General features: G+C 65.6%; 13 protein-coding genes. All 13 read left to right on the top strand.

Annotation, left to right across the window (positions count from 1 at the left end):
• Positions 1-3 precede the first annotated feature (3 nt).
• Positions 4-303 carry a cell division protein FtsL gene (gene ftsL / locus DTW89_RS09100; RefSeq protein ID WP_024812954.1) on the top strand — a complete coding sequence of 100 codons (300 nt, stop codon included), beginning with the start codon at positions 4-6 and terminating at the stop codon, positions 301-303.
• Positions 300-2,045, top strand: coding sequence for a peptidoglycan D,D-transpeptidase FtsI family protein (locus DTW89_RS09105; RefSeq protein ID WP_114655700.1), 1,746 nt, complete (start codon positions 300-302; stop codon positions 2,043-2,045). The genes ftsL and DTW89_RS09105 overlap by 4 nt, the downstream gene beginning before the upstream one ends.
• Positions 2,045-3,547: a UDP-N-acetylmuramoyl-L-alanyl-D-glutamate--2,6-diaminopimelate ligase gene (locus DTW89_RS09110; protein WP_114655701.1), complete on the top strand. Its 1,503-nt coding sequence runs from the start codon at positions 2,045-2,047 to the stop codon at positions 3,545-3,547. The genes DTW89_RS09105 and DTW89_RS09110 overlap by 1 nt, the downstream gene beginning before the upstream one ends.
• Positions 3,538-4,959: a UDP-N-acetylmuramoyl-tripeptide--D-alanyl-D-alanine ligase gene (locus DTW89_RS09115; RefSeq protein WP_114655702.1), complete on the top strand. Its 1,422-nt coding sequence runs from the start codon at positions 3,538-3,540 to the stop codon at positions 4,957-4,959. The genes DTW89_RS09110 and DTW89_RS09115 overlap by 10 nt, the downstream gene beginning before the upstream one ends.
• A gap of 30 nt (positions 4,960-4,989) precedes the next feature.
• A complete protein-coding gene (gene mraY / locus DTW89_RS09120; RefSeq protein WP_114655703.1) occupies positions 4,990-6,168 on the top strand; it encodes a phospho-N-acetylmuramoyl-pentapeptide-transferase in 1,179 nt (392 codons plus the stop codon).
• A 359-nt stretch (positions 6,169-6,527) separates the two neighbouring features.
• Entirely contained in the window at positions 6,528-8,045 is a 1,518-nt protein-coding gene (gene murD / locus DTW89_RS09125; protein WP_236637085.1) for a UDP-N-acetylmuramoyl-L-alanine--D-glutamate ligase, read from the top strand.
• Entirely contained in the window at positions 8,042-9,307 is a 1,266-nt protein-coding gene (gene ftsW / locus DTW89_RS09130; protein WP_114655705.1) for a putative lipid II flippase FtsW, read from the top strand. The genes murD and ftsW overlap by 4 nt, the downstream gene beginning before the upstream one ends.
• On the top strand, positions 9,304-10,368 hold the full coding sequence (murG, locus tag DTW89_RS09135; RefSeq protein ID WP_114655706.1) for an undecaprenyldiphospho-muramoylpentapeptide beta-N-acetylglucosaminyltransferase: 1,065 nt from the start codon (positions 9,304-9,306) through the stop codon (positions 10,366-10,368). The genes ftsW and murG overlap by 4 nt, the downstream gene beginning before the upstream one ends.
• Positions 10,365-11,798, top strand: coding sequence for a UDP-N-acetylmuramate--L-alanine ligase (murC, locus tag DTW89_RS09140; RefSeq protein ID WP_114655707.1), 1,434 nt, complete (start codon positions 10,365-10,367; stop codon positions 11,796-11,798). Before murG ends, murC begins: the two co-directional genes overlap by 4 nt.
• Complete coding sequence (locus tag DTW89_RS09145) at positions 11,795-12,808, top strand: D-alanine--D-alanine ligase (RefSeq protein ID WP_114655708.1); 1,014 nt, start codon at positions 11,795-11,797, stop codon at positions 12,806-12,808. The genes murC and DTW89_RS09145 overlap by 4 nt, the downstream gene beginning before the upstream one ends.
• Complete coding sequence (locus DTW89_RS09150; protein WP_024812944.1) at positions 12,805-13,593, top strand: cell division protein FtsQ/DivIB; 789 nt, start codon at positions 12,805-12,807, stop codon at positions 13,591-13,593. The genes DTW89_RS09145 and DTW89_RS09150 overlap by 4 nt, the downstream gene beginning before the upstream one ends.
• A gap of 50 nt (positions 13,594-13,643) precedes the next feature.
• Positions 13,644-14,873 carry a cell division protein FtsA gene (gene ftsA / locus DTW89_RS09155; RefSeq protein ID WP_024812943.1) on the top strand — a complete coding sequence of 410 codons (1,230 nt, stop codon included), beginning with the start codon at positions 13,644-13,646 and terminating at the stop codon, positions 14,871-14,873.
• Between the two features lie 235 nt (positions 14,874-15,108).
• The gene (gene ftsZ, locus DTW89_RS09165) at positions 15,109-16,350 is read left to right on the top strand and encodes a cell division protein FtsZ (protein ID WP_024812942.1); all 1,242 of its coding nucleotides are present in this window, start codon (positions 15,109-15,111) and stop codon (positions 16,348-16,350) included.
• Positions 16,351-16,671: the final 321 nt, after the last annotated feature.

A 16,671-nucleotide genomic window follows, 5' to 3' on the forward strand; every position in this document is an offset into this window, starting at 1 on the left:
CGCATGACCCGGCTCAATCTCGTCCTGCTGGTGGCGGTGATGGCCAGTGCCCTGTATCTGGTGCACACGCAGTACGAATCGCGCCGGCTGTTTACCCAGCTGGACCGCGCGGTGTCTGAGTCGCGCCGCCTGGAGACCGAGCACCAGCGGCTGCAGGTTGAAAAGCGCGCGCAGGCCACGCCGCTGCGGGTGGAAAAGCTGGCACGGGCCCAGTTGCACATGCGCACCGCTACCCCCGCCATCACCCAGTATGTCGCTGATCCTGCGGGCGCCGTCACGTCCGCGCCGGAGTCGCAGCCATGAGCCGCAGCGTGCTCTACACCTCCAGCCCCCTGCTGGCCAGCAAGACGCCCGTGTGGCGCAGCAAGTTCATTGTTGCCATGATTGCGCTGGGCTTTGCCGGGTTGGCAGCGCGTGCGGCCTATGTGCAGGTGTTTGGCAACGCATTTTTTCAGCGGCAGGGTGAGGTGCGCTTTGCGCGCACGCTCGAACTGCCCGCCAATCGGGGCAAGATTCTCGATCGCAATGGGCTCATTCTGGCCTCCAGTGTGCCGGCGGCCAGCATCTGGGCCATTCCCGAAGATGTGGAGCAGGACAAGCCCGAGGTGCGTGCCAAGCTCAAGCAGTTGGCCCGTCTGCTTGGCATATCCCAGGCCGAGCTGAACGCCAGGCTGGCGGACGAGGACAAGTCCTTTGTCTGGGTCAAGCGTCAGCTCGATTGGGACGTGGGCCAGCAGATTGCGGCGCTGGACATCAAGGGCATCTACCAGCGCAAGGAATACAAGCGCCAGTACCCCGAGGGTGAATCGGCCGCGCATGTGGTGGGCTTCACCAATGTGGAAGACAAGGGCCAGGAGGGCATGGAACTGGCCTTCAACGGCGAGCTGGCCGGGCGCGCCGGCTCGCGCCGCGTGATCAAGGACCGCCTGGGCCGCGTGGTCGAAGGCGTGGGCGAGACCGTGCCGCCGGTGGATGGCCGCGACATGCAGCTGTCCATCGACAGCAAGGTGCAGTTCTTTGCCTATCAAAAGCTGCGCGATCAGGTGGCGGCGCACAAGGCCAAGGCCGGTAGCGTGGTGGTGCTTGATGCGCACACCGGCGAGTTGCTGGCGCTGGCCAACTATCCCAGCTATGTGCCCGACAAGCGCCAGAACCTCACCGGCGAGCAATTGCGCAACCGTGCGCTGACCGATGTGTTCGAGCCCGGCTCCACCATGAAACCGTTCACCATCGGTCTGGCGCTGGAATCGGGCCGCATGCGGCCAGACACCGTCATCGACACCACGCCGGGCCGGCTCACCATCACCGGCTCCACCATTTCGGATACGCACAACTACGGTGCGCTCACCGTCGAGGGCGTCATCCAGAAGTCCAGCAACGTGGGCACCACCAAGATCGCCATGCAGATACCCGCACGCGAGATGTGGGAGACCTTCTCTGCCGCCGGATTCGGCCAGAAGCCACAACTCGCTTTTCCTGGCGTGGTGAGTGGCCGTCTGCGGCCCTACAAGACCTGGCGCCCGATCGAACAGGCCACCATGTCCTATGGCTACGGACTGTCGGCCAGCCTGTTCCAGATGGCGCGGTCGTACACCGTATTCGCCAACGGTGGGCGCGTCATTCCTGCCACCATGCTCAAAAGTACCGAGCCCGCCATCGGCGTGCCCGTGTTTTCCGAGCGCACGGCCGACCAGGTGCGCAAGATGCTGCAGATGGCCGCTGGGCCCGGCGGCACGGGGCAAAAGGCACAGACCGTGGGCTACTCGGTGGGCGGAAAGTCTGGCACTGCCCGCAAGCAGGTGGGCAAAAGCTACGCCGCCGGCAAATACCGCGCCTGGTTTACCGGCATGGCACCCATCGACAAGCCGCGCATCATCGTGGCCGTGATGATCGACGAGCCCAGCAACGGCCAGGTGTATGGCGGCCTGGTGGCGGCGCCGGTGTTCAGCGAGGTGGTGCAGCAGACCTTGCGCATGATGGGCGTGCAGCCGGACGTGGCCGTCAAGCCGCAGATCATGACCGACGGGGTGGAGGAGTCGCTGTGATGCATACATTGACCACTGCCCATGACGCCGTGCAATGGCTGCGTGAGCGCGTCACCGGCACCTTGCAGACCGACAGCCGTCTGATTCGCCCGGGTGACGGATTCATTGCCTGGCCGGGCGCCGCCACCGATGGGCGTGCCCATGTGGCCGATGCCATGGTGCGGGGCGCCACAGCCTGTCTGGTGGAGCAGTCGGGTGTGGAGGCGTTCGGGTTCACGGGCGACCACATGGCCGCATTGCATGGCCTCAAGGGCGCCACCGGGCCCATTGCCGCACAGTGGTTTGATCACCCCACCAGTCAACTCGCCGTGCTGGCAGTGACGGGAACCAACGGCAAGACCAGCACCGCGTGGTGGCTGGCGGGCGCCCTGAATGCACTATCAAATAGAGAGCTACCTGCGCTTGCTGGCTGTGCGTTGGTGGGTACTTTGGGTATGGGTGTTGCGCCAGCCCTTGAATCCACGGGTATGACTACCCCCGACCCGGTGCGCCTGCAGCGCGCGTTTCGCCAGTATGTCGATCAGGGGTTGGGCGCGTGCGCCATCGAGGCGTCTTCCATCGGGCTGGCCGAAGCGCGCCTGGATGGCACGCTAATTCGCACGGCCATCTTCACCAATTTCACCCAGGACCATCTCGACTACCACGGCAGCATGGCCGACTACTGGCTGGCCAAGCGGGCCTTGTTTGACTGGCCGGGTCTGCAGGCGGCCGTCATCAACGTGGACGATCCGGCCGGAGTGCAGCTGCATTCCGAACTGTCGGGGCGCGCGCTGGATCTGTGGAGCATCTCGGCCCACGGACCGGCGCGGTTGGCGGCGCGGGACATTGCCCTGGGCGACCAGGGGCTGCGCTTCACCGTGGTGGAAGGCGCAGAGCAGCGGACATTGCAAACCTGCGTGATTGGCCACTACAACGTGCTGAACCTGCTGGGCGTGCTGGCCACGCTGCGCAGCCAGGGTGTGCCGCTGTTGGATGCCGTGCAGGCCTGCGCGGGCCTGCAACCCGTGCCGGGCCGCATGCAGCGGCTGGTGGCGCCGGGGCAGCCGCTGGTGGCGGTGGACTATGCCCACACCCCCGACGCCCTGGACAAGGCCCTGCAGGCACTGCGCCCGCTGGCCGTGGAGCGCGGGGGGCAGCTGTGGTGTGTATTCGGTTGCGGCGGCGACCGCGATGCCAGCAAGCGCCCGCTGATGGGTGCGGTGGCACAGCAGCATGCCGACTGGGTGGTGGTGACCAGCGACAACCCGCGCAGCGAAGAGCCCGTGGCCATCCTGCACCAGATTTTGCAAGGCACGATCGCGGGCGAAACCGTGCGGGCACAGCCTGATCGCGCTGCCGCCATTGCATTGGCGATTGGCGAAGCCGATGCGGCCGATGTGGTGCTGATTGCCGGCAAGGGCCACGAGGATTACCAGGAAACGGCCGGTGTGCGCCGGCCGTTCGACGACATGGCGCAGGCGCAGGCAGCCTTGACCGCCCGGGGAGCCAGCACATGGGCATGATGAACCTGCAGCAAGCGCTCGACTGGATTCGCCAAAGCATTCCCCAGGCGCGCCTGGTGGGCGATGGGGCAACACCGGTGGCACGCGTGCACACGGACACCCGCACTTTGCAGCCGGGCGACCTGTTTGTGGCGCTCAAAGGCGAGCGCTTTGATGCCAATGCCTTCCTGGCCGACGCCCGCGATGCGGGTGCCGTGGCCGCCGTGGCCCATGGCGGGCTCGAAGCTGCCGGGCTGCCCGGCATCGAGGTGCCCGACAGCCTGGCTGCGCTGGGCGCGCTGGCCACCGCGTGGCGTGCCCAGTTCAGCCTGCCCCTGATTGGCATCACAGGCAGCAACGGAAAGACGACGGTGACGCAGATGGTGGCGTCGATCCTGCGCGCCTGGAAGGGTGACGCGGCCTTTGCCACACAGGGCAACTTCAACAATGACATCGGCGTGCCCCTGACGCTGCTGCGCCTGAGGGCAGAGCATGCCGCCGCGGTGATCGAGATGGGCATGAACCATCCCGGCGAAATTGCCACCCTGGCCGCCATCGCGCAGCCCACGGTGGCGCTGGTCAACAACGCACAACGCGAACACCTCGAATTCATGCACACGGTGCAGGCCGTGGCAGAAGAAAACGGCTCGGTGCTGGCGGCGCTGCCTGCCGATGGCGTGGCGGTGTTCCCTGCAGGTGATGCCTACACCGGCCTGTGGGCGCGCCTTGCTGCGCCGCGCCGGTGCATCACCTTTGGCGCGGGGGGCGATGTGCAGTGTGGGCGCGCCAGCTGGGAGCAAGGCAAATGGCAGGTCGAGATGACCACACCCGTCGGGGCGCTGTCGTGCACCCTGCAGATTGCGGGACTGCACAACGTCACCAATGCGCTGGCCGCTGCCGCCTGCGCCGTGGCGGCCGGCGTTTCGCTGGATGCCATTGCGCGCGGCCTAACTGCATTCAGCCCCGTCAAGGGGCGCTCGCGCGCGCTCAGCGTGCGGCATGCGGGGCGCGACATCACCGTGGTGGATGACACCTACAACGCCAACCCCGACTCCATGCGCGCCGCCATCGATGTGCTGGCCGCACTGCCCGCACCGCGGCTGCTGGTGATGGGCGACATGGGCGAGGTGGGTGACCAGGGCCCGCAGTTTCACGCTGAGGCTGGCGCCCATGCGCGCGCGGCGGGCATTGCGCACCTGTATGCGCTGGGCGTGCAGTCGGCCAACGCCGCCCAGGCGTTCGGCGCCGCAAGGCATTTTGACAACATGGCATCGCTGCAAGCGGCGGTGCTCGAGGCATTGCCCCAGGTGGGCAGCGTGCTGGTGAAGGGATCGCGGTTCATGAAGATGGAACAGGTGGTGGAGGCGATTGCCGCCAACGCAGAACAACAAGAAATCGTCCATTCGGAGGCACCGCATGATGCAAGCCATTGACGCCCGCCGTACCGTGCAAGGAGGTGCCGCATGCTGCTGATGCTGTCGCAATGGCTGCAGGGCCTGTCGCCCGAGTTCGGCTTTTTTCGGGTGTTCCAGTACCTCACCTTCCGCGCCGTGATGGCCGCCATGACGGCGCTGCTCATTGGCTTGGTGGCGGGCCCCAAGGTGATCCGCGTGCTCACCTCGCTCAAGATCGGCCAGCCGATTCGCGGCTATGCGATGCAGTCGCACCTGTCCAAGAGCGGCACGCCCACCATGGGCGGCGTGCTCATCTTGCTGTCGATTGCTATATCCACGCTGCTGTGGTTTGACCTGTCCAACCGCTTTGTCTGGATCGTGCTGCTGGTCACGCTGGGTTTTGGTGCCATTGGCTGGGTGGACGACTGGCGCAAGGTGGTCAACAAGGACCCCGAGGGCATGCGCTCGCGCGAGAAGTATTTCTGGCAGTCGGTCATCGGCCTGATTGCAGCGCTGTACCTGGTGTTCAGCATTTCCGAGAGCTCCAACGCCAAAGTGTGGGAGCTGTTCGTGGGCTGGGTGCAGTCGGGTTTCTCGCTCGACCTGCCGCCCAAGGCGGGGTTGCAGTTGCCGTTCTTCAAAGAGATCAGCTACCCGCTGGGTGTGCTGGGTTTTGTGATCCTCACCTACCTTGTCATCGTGGGCTCCAGCAATGCCGTCAACCTGACCGACGGTCTGGACGGCCTGGCCATCATGCCGGTGGTGATGGTGGGCTCGGCCCTGGGTGTGTTTGCCTATGTCACCGGCAGCTCGGTGTATTCGAAATACCTGATCTTTCCGCACATCCCCGGCTCCGGCGAGCTCTTGATCTTTTGCGCTGCCATGGCGGGCGCAGGCCTGGCATTTCTCTGGTTCAACGCCCATCCGGCGCAGGTGTTCATGGGCGATGTGGGTGCGCTGGCTCTGGGCGCTGCGCTGGGCACCATCGCCGTCATCGTGCGCCAGGAGATCGTGCTGGCCATCATGGGCGGCATTTTCGTGGTCGAGGCGCTGTCGGTGATGCTGCAGGTGGCCTGGTTCAAGTACACCAAAAAGCGTTATGGCGAAGGCCGCCGCCTGCTGAAGATGGCACCCCTGCACCACCACTTTGAAAAGAGCGGATGGAAGGAAACGCAGGTGATCGTGCGCTTCTGGATCATCACCATGCTGCTGTGCCTGGTAGGCCTGTCTACCCTGAAACTGCGATGAGCGACAACGACCCCATTCTTCCTGCCCACCCCGTGGCCACGCCTTTGGAGGCAGAGGCGGGTGCGCCCAGCTCCCCGCTTGCGCCAGCCGCAGGCGCAGGCGAGTTGCGTGCGGTCACAGACGAGGCCCCGGGCGTCGCAGCAAGTGCGGGCCGCAGTGGCAGCACCTGGAGCCTGGACAAGGCCCCGGCCATTTCTGCCGCCAAGGCTGCGGCCGATTTTGTGGCGCAGATCTTTGCCGAAGTGGCTGCGCCAGAGCCCACGCCCGCCGTGTTGCCAATGGCTGCGCAAGACGGTGGCGAATCGGCGGCCGACCCCGCTCAGGCCCCTGCCGAGCCGGCCGGTCGCCCAGGCGAGGGCATGGCGCCGCTGCAAGACCAGAACATCCTCATCCTCGGGCTGGGTGCTTCGGGCCTGGCCATGGCGCGCTGGTGCGTGCGCTGCGGCGCGCATGTCACCGTGGCCGATACGCGGCAGTTGCCTCCCCAGCTGGCTGCCTTGCAGCAAGAGCTGCCACAGGTGCGTTTCGTGGCGGGCGCCTTTGGTGCGCATCTGGTGCAAGGGCAGGGCCTGCACGCGGTGTACCGCTCGCCAGGGTTGAGTCCTGACTCAATTGCTCCTGTTTTCGTAGCTGCTAGCGCAATGGGTATAAGCACTGGAGGCGAATTAAGCTTGTATTCCATGGCCCTTGCCGCACTGCGCGCTGCGCACGGGTATGCGCCAGCGGTGCTGGCAATCACCGGCACCAATGGCAAGACCACGGTCACCTCGCTCACGGGCCAGCTGGTCGAGCGCGCGGGCAAAACCGTGGCCGTGGCCGGCAATATCGGCCCCACGTTGCTCGATACGCTGGCGTCCCATATCGACGCGGGCACGCTTCCCCAGGTGTGGGTGCTGGAGCTGTCGAGTTTTCAGCTCGACGGCGTGGTGGACTTTGAGTCCACGGCCGCCACGGTGCTCAACATCACGCAGGACCACCTGGACTGGCATGGCGACATGCAGGCCTATGCCGCTGCAAAGGCACGCATCTTCGGGCAGTGCGCAGTCATGGTGCTCAACCGCGACGAACCGGCGGTGATGGCCATGCTGCCGGAGCCCGTGCGCGTGAAATTGCAAAAACCTCAGCAGCGCGCGCACAGCACATTTGGCGGCGACATGCCCCGGCGCCCGGGCGACTTCGGCATCGAAATGGTGAGCGGCATGGCCTGGCTGGTGCGTGCCCTGGAGTCGGACGAAACCCGCAAGCGCGGCCGCAGCGAAGAGCCCGAGCTGCACATCCAGCGCCTGCTGCCGGCCGATGCGTTGCGCATTCGCGGGCGCCACAACGCCATCAACGCCCTGGCAGCCCTGGCGCTGGCCTGTGAGGCGGGTTGCGCTTTGTCCCCCATGCTGTATGGCTTGCGCGAGTACCGCGGCGAGCCGCACCGTGTGGAACCCATTGGTGTGGTGGCAGGCGTGGAATATTTCGACGACAGCAAGGGCACCAATGTGGGCGCCACGGTGGCGGCGCTGTCGGGGCTGGGGGCAGATCGCCGCCTCGTGGTCATTCTGGGCGGCGAGGGCAAGGGGCAAGACTTTTCGCCGCTGGCAGCGCCGGTGGCGCGCTCTGCGCGGGCAGTGGTTCTGATGGGCCGGGATGCACCGTTGATTCGCGCTGCACTGCAGGGTGCGGGTGTTGCGCTGGTCGATGCGCAGACGCTGCCGCACGCCGTGCAGTTGGCCGCGCAGCACGCCCGTCCGGGCGATGCGGTGTTGATGTCTCCCGCCTGCGCCAGCTTTGACATGTTTCGGGACTACGCACACCGCGCGCAGGTGTTCTGCGACGCCGTGCGCGAGCTGGCACACGATGCCGGACAGGAACTGGAGGGCCTGCAATGACCATCGCTCACGGTGCATGGCAGCGCGTTACGGCCTGGCTGGGAGGGCTTTCGGGCAAGGCCGCCGATGTGTTGCCGGTGCGGGTGGGGGGCACCGACTACCGCTCCACCCGCAGCACGCCCGCCGCAGTGCTGGGTTTTGACCAGGCCCTGCTGTGGGTGGTGCTGGCACTGCTGGCATGGGGGCTGGTGATGGTGTATTCGGCATCGATTGCCATGCCGGACAACCCCCGTTTCGGCAAGATCGCCTCCACCCATTTCCTGATGCGCCACGTGTTTGCCCTGATCGTGGGTTTTGTGGTGGCGCTTCTCGCGTTTCAGGTGTCGATGGCGACCTGGGAGCGCGTGGCACCCTGGCTGTTCGTGGTCTCTATCGTGCTGCTGGTGGCGGTGCTGATTCCGCATGTCGGCACTGTGGTCAACGGTGCGCGGCGCTGGCTGTCGCTGGGCATCATGAACTTCCAGCCCTCGGAGCTGGCGAAGTTCGCCGTACTCATCTATGCGTCGGACTACATGGTGCGCAAGATGGATGTGAAGGAGCGCTTCTTCCGGGCCGTGCTGCCCATGGGCGCCGCCGTGGCGATCGTGGGTGTGCTGCTGCTGGCCGAGCCGGACATGGGCGCCTTCATGGTGGTGGCCGTGATCGCCATGGGCATCCTGTTCCTGGGGGGCGTCAACGCCCGCATGTTCTTCCTGATCGCTGGCGTGCTGGTATCGGCCTTCGCCATCATGATTGCCAGCTCGCCCTGGCGGCGCGAGCGCGTGTTCGCGTACCTCGACCCGTTCAGCGAAGAGCATGCGCTGGGCAAGGGCTACCAGCTCTCGCACTCGCTGATTGCCATCGGGCGCGGTGAAATCTTTGGTGTGGGACTGGGCGGCAGCGTCGAAAAACTCCACTGGCTGCCCGAGGCGCACACCGACTTTTTGCTCGCCGTCATCGGTGAAGAGTTTGGCTTGGTGGGCGTGCTCACGCTCATCGTGTTGTTTGTCTGGATGACGCGCCGCATCATGCACATCGGCCGCCAGGCCATCGCCCTGGACCGCGTATTCGCTGGCCTGGTGGCGCAGGGCGTGGCCATCTGGATGGGCTTTCAGGCCTTCATCAACATGGGCGTGAACCTGGGCGCGCTGCCGACCAAGGGACTCACGCTGCCGCTGATGAGCTTTGGCGGCTCTGCCATCCTGATGAACCTCGTCGCGCTCGCGGTCGTACTGCGGGTGGATTATGAAAACAAATTGCTCATGCGCGGAGGCCGTGTATGAGCCAGAAAACGGCACTCATCATGGCTGGCGGCACCGGCGGCCATATCTTCCCGGGCCTTGCCGTCGCTGAGGAGCTGCGCGCACGCGGCTGGCGCGTGCACTGGCTGGGTGCACCGGGCAGCATGGAGTCGCGCATCGTGCCGCAGCACGGCTTTCCGCTCGAACTCATTGATTTTTCCGGTGTGCGTGGCAAGGGCCTGGCCACGCTGGCGTTGCTGCCGCTGCGCCTGCTGCGTGCCTTCTGGCAGGCCTTGCAGGTGGTGCGCCGTGTGAAACCCGACGTGGTGGTGGGCCTGGGCGGCTACATCACCTTTCCGGGCGGAATGATGGGCGTGCTGTGCGGCAAGCCCCTGGTGCTGCATGAGCAGAACTCGGTGGCCGGCATGGCCAACAAGGTGCTCGCCGGTGTGGCCGACCGGGTGTTCACCGCGTTTCCAGGGGTGCTGAAGAAGGCCCAATGGGTAGGCAACCCGCTGCGCGCGGCGTTCACGCGCCAGGCAGCGCCGTCAGAGCGTTTTGTCGGGCGCACGGGCCCCCTGCGCCTGCTGGTGGTGGGCGGCAGCCTGGGCGCGCAGGCGCTCAACGACATCGTGCCCCGGGCTCTGGCGCTGATCCCTGCGGAAAACCGGCCAGTGGTCACGCACCAGAGCGGCGCCACGCAGATCGACACCTTGCGCGCCAACTACCAGGCTGCCGGTGTGCAGGCAGAGCTCACCCCGTTCATCGACGACACGGCCAGCGCGTTTGCTGCGGCCGACATCATCGTGTGCCGCGCCGGCGCCAGCACCGTGACCGAGATTGCCGCCGTGGGTGCTGCCGCCATCTTTGTGCCGTTCCCCTTTGCCGTGGATGACCACCAGACCACCAACGCCCGCTTTCTGGTGAATGCGGGCGGCGGCTGGCTGGTGCAGCAAAGCGACCTGACCCCCGAAGGGTTGGCGAAGATGCTATTGAATTCAGAGCGCACAGCGCTCGTCGATATTGCCGAGAAGGCCAAAAACATGCAAAAAATCAATGCCACCCGCGAAGTGGTGGCGGCGTGCGAGGAGTTGTCTGCATGAAGCACGCTGTTCGCCATATTCATTTCGTCGGTGTGGGCGGCGCCGGCATGAGCGGCATCGCCGAGGTGCTGTTCAACCTGGGCTACCAGATCTCGGGTTCGGACCTGAGTGACAGCGCCACGCTGCGCCGCCTCGCGGGCTTGGGCATCAAGACCTGCCTGGGTCACGCGGCAGCGCACATTGAGGGGGCCGATGCCGTGGTCACCTCCACCGCCGTCACGGCCGGCAACCCCGAGGTGCTGGCCGCGCGCGACAAGAAGATTCCCGTGGTGCCACGCGCCCTCATGCTGGCCGAGCTGATGCGCCTCAAGCAGGGCATCGCCATTGCCGGCACGCACGGCAAGACCACCACCACCAGCCTTGTGACCAGTGTGCTGGCCGAGGCAGGACTCGACCCCACCTTTGTGATTGGCGGGCGTCTGAACAGCGCGGGCGCCAATGCCAAGTTGGGCAGCGGCGACTACATCGTGGTCGAGGCAGACGAGTCCGATGCCTCGTTTCTGAATTTGCTGCCCGTGATGGCTGTGGTCACCAACATCGATGCCGACCACATGGAAACCTACGGGCATGACTTTGGTCGCCTCAAGGGGGCCTTCATCGATTTTCTGCACCGCATGCCGTTTTATGGCACTGCCATCCTGTGCGTCGATAGCCCGGCGGTGCGCGACATTCTGCAAAGCGTGACCTGCCCCATCACGAGCTACGGCTTTTCGGAAGACGCCCAGGTGCGCGCCATCAACGTGCAGGCCGAGGCGGGGCAAATGCGCTTTACGGTGCAGCGACGCAACGGCGTCACGCTGCCTGATATGGAGGTGGTGCTCAACCTGGCGGGCGAGCACAACGTGCTCAACGCCCTGTCGGCCATCGCGGTGGCCGTGGAGCTGAACATTCCGGACGAAGCCGTGCAGCGCGCGCTGGCCGGTTTCAAGGGCGTGGGCCGGCGCTTTCAGCGCTATGGCGAACTGCCCGCCAAGGACGGTGGCCAGTTCACGCTGATCGACGACTACGGCCACCACCCCGTGGAGATGGCCGCCACGCTGGCAGCGGCCCGCGGGGCTTTCCCTGGGCGCCGCCTGGTGCTGGCGTTCCAGCCGCACCGCTACAGCCGCACGCGCGATTGCTTCGAGGATTTTGTGAAGGTCATCGGCAGTGCCGACGCCGTGCTGCTCACCGAGGTGTATGCCGCTGGCGAAGCGCCCGTGGTGGCCGCAGACGGCCGCTCGCTGGCGCGTGCGCTGCGCGTGGCCGGCCGGGTAGAGCCCTTGTTCGTTGACGCTGTGGCCGACCTGCCCCAGTCCATTGCAGACAACGCAAAAGATGGCGACGTGGTGATGTGCATGGGTGCGGGTTCGATTGGTGCCGTGCCCGGAAAGGTGGTTGATTTGCTACAAAATAATGAGCTGTTGCCGCAAGCAGGGAGGGCGCGATGAACACATTTGGCTCAAATATTGACGCCCGCACGTTGGGCAAGGTGGCAGTGCTGATGGGCGGTGCATCGGCCGAGCGCGATGTGTCCCTGATGTCCGGCCGCGGCGTGCTGCAGGCGCTGCGCTCGCGCGGTGTGGATGCTTACGCGTTCGACCCGGCACAGAGCGAACTGGGCGAACTCCAGCGCGGCGGTTACGCCCGCTGCTTCATTGCCCTGCACGGGCGCCACGGTGAAGACGGCACGGTGCAAGGCGCGCTGGAGTTGCTCGGAATCCCGTACACCGGCTCGGGTGTGATGGCGTCCAGCATGTCGATGGACAAGATCATGACCAAGCGCATCTGGCGCGCCGAGGGCTTGCCCACGCCCGACTGGCGTCTTGTGGCCAGCGGCGATGAAACGGCTATGGCCCTGCAGGCGCTGGCCGCGCCCATGATCGTCAAGCCCGCGCGCGAGGGCTCGACCATCGGGTTGACCAAGGTGTCCTCGCCCGAGCAGTGCGAGCAGGCCTATGCGCTGGCATCGAAATACGACCCCGAGGTGCTGTGCGAACAGTTCATCGAGGGCGATGAAACCACCTGCCCCATCCTGGGCGAAGGCGCCAGCGCCCATGCGCTGCCGGTGATCCGCATCGTGGCGCCGCAAGGCAATTACGACTACGAACACAAGTATTTCACCAACGACACCCAATACCACTGCCCAAGCGGCCTGCCCGAGGCGGAAGAACGCGAGATCCAGCGCCTGGTGGTGCAGGCCTTCCGTTCGCTGGGCTGTCGGGGCTGGGCGCGGGCCGACATCATGATCCGCGCCAGTGACCGCAAACCCTTCCTGCTGGAAATCAACACCTCGCCGGGCATGACCGGTCATTCGCTGGTTCCCATGTCGGCACGGGCTCTGGGCATCAGCTACGAAGACCTGTGCGTAGGCGTGCTCGCCACCGCCACGCTGGACACGCCGCCCGGTGCCACGCTGAGCCCGGCACAGAGCCAGCCCCAGGAGACCACCACGCCATGAATCAGTCGCTGCCCGCACCGCTGGACGTCAAGCTCATGAACCTGACCGCTTCGGTCTTGTTCCTGTGCTGCGTGCTGCTTTTGCTGGCAGCGGGGGCGCGCTGGGTGTTGCGTTATCCCGGTTTTTCTGTGGCACGCATCGTGGTTCAGGGTGAGCTGGTGCACAACAACGCAGTGACCTTGCGCGCCAATGTGGCGCCGCAGCTGGCGGGCAACTTCTTCACCATCGATCTGCGGGCCGCGCGCGCGGCCTTCGAGCAGGCGCCCTGGGTGCGCAAGGCCCTGGTGCGGCGCGAGTTTCCGGGTGGCCTGCGCGTGGAGCTGCAGGAACACGATGCTGTTGCCTTCTGGGGGGGCGAAACCGGTTCGGCACTGGTCAACAGCCAGGGCGAGGTTTTCGAGGCCAATGTGGGCGATGTGGAGCAAGAAGGCTTGCCCCGCCTCACGGGTCCCCAGGGTAGTTCGGCCGAGGTGCTGCAGATGCACGGCGTACTGCAGCCACTGTTTGAGCCGCTGGGCATGGCTGTGGATGCGCTGGAACTCACCGGGCGCGGCGGCTGGCGCGCCACGCTCGACACCGGCGCAGCGCTGGAGCTGGGAGGCGGCACGCAACAAGAAGTGGTGCAACGCACGCAGCGCTTCATCAGCACACTGACGGGGGTGGCGGCGCAATACCAGCGCCGTGCGGACGCACTGGAGTCGGCAGACCTGCGGCATGCCGGAGGCTATGCGCTGCGGTTGCGTGGCGTGACGACAGTCACCGCGGAAGCGGCTGCGAAGAAATAGCCGCGTGCAGTAGATGCGACAGGACAGAACAATGAAGGGCAGACACTGATATGGCAAGAGAATACAAAGACGTCGTGGTGGGGCTGGACATCGGCACGGCCAAGGTCATGGCCGTGGTGGCCGAGGTGTTGCCCAATGGCGAGCTCAAACTCGCAGGCCTGGGCGTGGCCCCGAGCAATGGCTTGAAGCGTGGCGTGGTGGTGAACATCGACGCCACCGTCCAGAGCATCCAGCAGGCGCTCAAAGAAGCCGAGCTGATGGCCGACTGCAAGATCCAGCGCGTCTATACCGGCATCACGGGCAGCCATATCCGGGGCCTCAACTCCAGCGGCATGGTGGCCGTGAAGGACAAGGAAGTCACCGCCGCCGACGTGGCGCGCGTGGTCGAGACGGCCAAGGCGATCAACATCTCCAGTGACCAGCGCCTGTTGCTGGTGGAGCCGCAGGAATTTGTGATCGACGGGCAGGACGTGAAAGAGCCCATCGGCATGAGTGGCATCCGTCTGGAGGCCAAGATCCATATCGTGACCGGTGCGCAGAGCGCGGCCGAGAACATCATCAAGTGCGTGCGCCGCTGCGGCCTCGAAGTCGAGCAGCTCATGCTCAACCCACTGGCCAGCAGCCAGGCCGTGCTGACCGATGACGAGCGCGAGCTGGGCGTGGTGCTGGTGGATATCGGCGCGGGCACGACCGACGTGGCCATCTTCACCGGCGGTGCCATCCGCCACACGGCGGTGATCCCGATTGCGGGCGACCTCATCACCAGCGACATTGCCATGGCACTGCGCACGCCCACCAAGGACGCCGAAGACATCAAGGTCGAAAGCGGCTACGCCAAGCAATTGCTCGCCGACCCCGAGGCCCAGGTGGAAGTGCCCGGCCTGGGCGACCGCAGCCCGCGCATGCTCAGCAAGCAGGCGCTGGCTGGCGTGATCGAGCCCCGGGTCGAAGAAATTTTCTCGCTGGTGCAGCAGGTGGTGCGCGAGTCGGGCTACGAAGAGGTGCTCTCATCGGGCATCGTGCTCACCGGCGGCAGCTCGGTCATGCCCGGAATGATCGAACTGGGCGAGGACATCTTTTTGAAACCCGTGCGCCGCGGCATTCCCAAGTATTCCAGCGCCCTGTCGGACATGGTCGCCCAGCCCCGTGCCTCCACTGTCATGGGCTTGCTCGAAGAAGCGCGCCTGGCACGTCTTCGTGGGTTTAAGGTGGCGCAAAAGAGCGGGTCGATGAAGACCGCGTTCGGGCGCTTCAAGGATTTCATCGTGGGGAACTTCTGACCATGAAATACCCAGGCATGAGCGCCGCCGGGCCGCCCCAAGGCGCGAAGGCCCCCTTGCGGGGCAGCGCAGCAGACGCAGTTGCAAGCGTGGGGGCGATCTGGCTAGCAAGAGGGAGTCCCCATCGCATACCGCGCGGGCGATGGCGATGTATCGGACCGCCCTATGTCCCGCGAAACAGACCCCCTTTCCCCATTTGGCAATTGAATACGTATTTAGAAACAGGAGCTCCAACATGACCATCGAAATGATCGAAGCCGAAGAATTCAACCAGGGCACCCAGATCAAGGTGATCGGTGTGGGCGGCGGCGGCAGCAATGCTGTCGAGCACATGATTGCGCGCAGCGTGCAGGGCGTGGAGTTTGTCAGCGCCAACACCGACGCGCAGGCGCTTACCCGCAGCTCCGCCCACCGCACCATCCAGCTGGGCCAAAGCGGCCTGGGTGCCGGCAGCAAGCCCGACAAGGGCCGCGAAGCCGCCGAAGCCGCCGTGGATGACATCCGCGCCGCCATCTCGGGCGCGCACATGCTGTTCATCACCGCCGGCATGGGTGGCGGCACGGGCACCGGCGCCGCACCGGTGATTGCGCGTGTGGCCAAGGAAATGGGCATTCTCACCGTGGGCGTGGTCACCAAGCCCTTCGACTGGGAGGGCGGGCGCCGCATGAGCAATGCCGACAACGGCCTGGCCGAGCTCGAAGCCAATGTCGATTCGCTGATCGTGGTGCTCAACGAAAAGCTGCTCGAAGTGCTGGGCGATGACATCACTCAGGACGAAGCCTTTGCCCACGCCAACGACGTGCTGAAAAACGCCGTAGGCGGCATTGCCGAAATCATCAACGAATACGGCCATGTGAACGTCGACTTCGAAGACGTGCGCACCGTGATGGGCGAGCCTGGCAAGGCCATGATGGGCACGGCCACCGCCAGCGGCCCCGACCGCGCCCGCATTGCCGCCGAGCAGGCCGTGGCCTGCCCGCTGCTCGAAGGCATCGACCTGTCGGGCGCCAAGGGCGTGCTGGTGCTGGTCACCGCCGCCAAGGGCAGCCTCAAGCTGTCCGAATCGCGCCTGGCCATGAGCACCATCAACGCCTACGCCTCGCCCGACGCGCATGTCATCTACGGCGCTGCCTACGACGACAGCCTGGGTGAAGAGATCCGCGTGACCGTGGTGGCCACGGGCCTGTCGCGCCCCAATGCGCGCCGCCAGCCCATCTCGGTGGTGCAGGGCGGCCTGCGCACGGGCACGGACAACATGGCCTACCAGATGCCCATGACCACCAGCGGCGTGATGGGCGGAGCCGTCGGCGTGGCAGGCGGCATGGGCGTCGGCTCCCAGGCCGATTACGGCGGCATGTCGGTGCCCAGCGTCTGGCGCACCAACCGCACGCAGGCAGCAGCCCGCGTCGATGCACTGTCGTCGGGCGGCATGGACGATCTGGAAATTCCGGCTTTCCTGCGCAAGCAGGCCGACTGATCGGCGTTCTCTTGCGCCCCCTCGGTTGCCCTGTGGCGACTGGGGGGCGAAGAAAAGAAGCCCTGCCAGCGCGAGTTGGCAGGGCTTCTTTGCATGGAGCGCAGGTTTACCGTGCGCGGACTTGCTTCGATGGGGCTACGCAGCGCTCCCGGTTCAGAAGGACTCCCAATCGTCGTTGTCACCTGCCGCTGGTTTTGGGCTGCTGGACTTCGGCGGCCACGGTGGCAGCGCGTGGCGGGGAAGTGGTGTCGCGTGTGGTCGCCACCATGCAGGACATCAACGCCAGCAGCAACAAGATCAGCGACATCATCGGTGTGATCG

Origin of the sequence: Acidovorax sp. BoFeN1 (assembly GCF_003345135.1) — a bacterium.
Classification (GTDB): domain Bacteria; phylum Pseudomonadota; class Gammaproteobacteria; order Burkholderiales; family Burkholderiaceae_C; genus Acidovorax; species Acidovorax defluvii.

Excerpts from the sequence above, each read along its gene's own strand:
- ftsL (WP_024812954.1), top strand. The coding sequence starts at position 4 with ATGACCCGGCTCAATCTCGTCCTGCTGGTGGCGGTGATGGCCAGTGCC.
- DTW89_RS09105 (WP_114655700.1), top strand. The coding sequence starts at position 300 with ATGAGCCGCAGCGTGCTCTACACCTCCAGCCCCCTGCTGGCCAGCAAG.
- DTW89_RS09110 (WP_114655701.1), top strand. The coding sequence starts at position 2,045 with ATGCATACATTGACCACTGCCCATGACGCCGTGCAATGGCTGCGTGAG.
- DTW89_RS09115 (WP_114655702.1), top strand. The coding sequence starts at position 3,538 with ATGGGCATGATGAACCTGCAGCAAGCGCTCGACTGGATTCGCCAAAGC.
- mraY (WP_114655703.1), top strand. The coding sequence starts at position 4,990 with ATGCTGCTGATGCTGTCGCAATGGCTGCAGGGCCTGTCGCCCGAGTTC.
- murD (WP_236637085.1), top strand. The coding sequence starts at position 6,528 with ATGGCGCCGCTGCAAGACCAGAACATCCTCATCCTCGGGCTGGGTGCT.
- ftsW (WP_114655705.1), top strand. The coding sequence starts at position 8,042 with ATGACCATCGCTCACGGTGCATGGCAGCGCGTTACGGCCTGGCTGGGA.
- murG (WP_114655706.1), top strand. The coding sequence starts at position 9,304 with ATGAGCCAGAAAACGGCACTCATCATGGCTGGCGGCACCGGCGGCCAT.
- murC (WP_114655707.1), top strand. The coding sequence starts at position 10,365 with ATGAAGCACGCTGTTCGCCATATTCATTTCGTCGGTGTGGGCGGCGCC.
- DTW89_RS09145 (WP_114655708.1), top strand. The coding sequence starts at position 11,795 with ATGAACACATTTGGCTCAAATATTGACGCCCGCACGTTGGGCAAGGTG.
- DTW89_RS09150 (WP_024812944.1), top strand. The coding sequence starts at position 12,805 with ATGAATCAGTCGCTGCCCGCACCGCTGGACGTCAAGCTCATGAACCTG.
- ftsA (WP_024812943.1), top strand. The coding sequence starts at position 13,644 with ATGGCAAGAGAATACAAAGACGTCGTGGTGGGGCTGGACATCGGCACG.
- ftsZ (WP_024812942.1), top strand. The coding sequence starts at position 15,109 with ATGACCATCGAAATGATCGAAGCCGAAGAATTCAACCAGGGCACCCAG.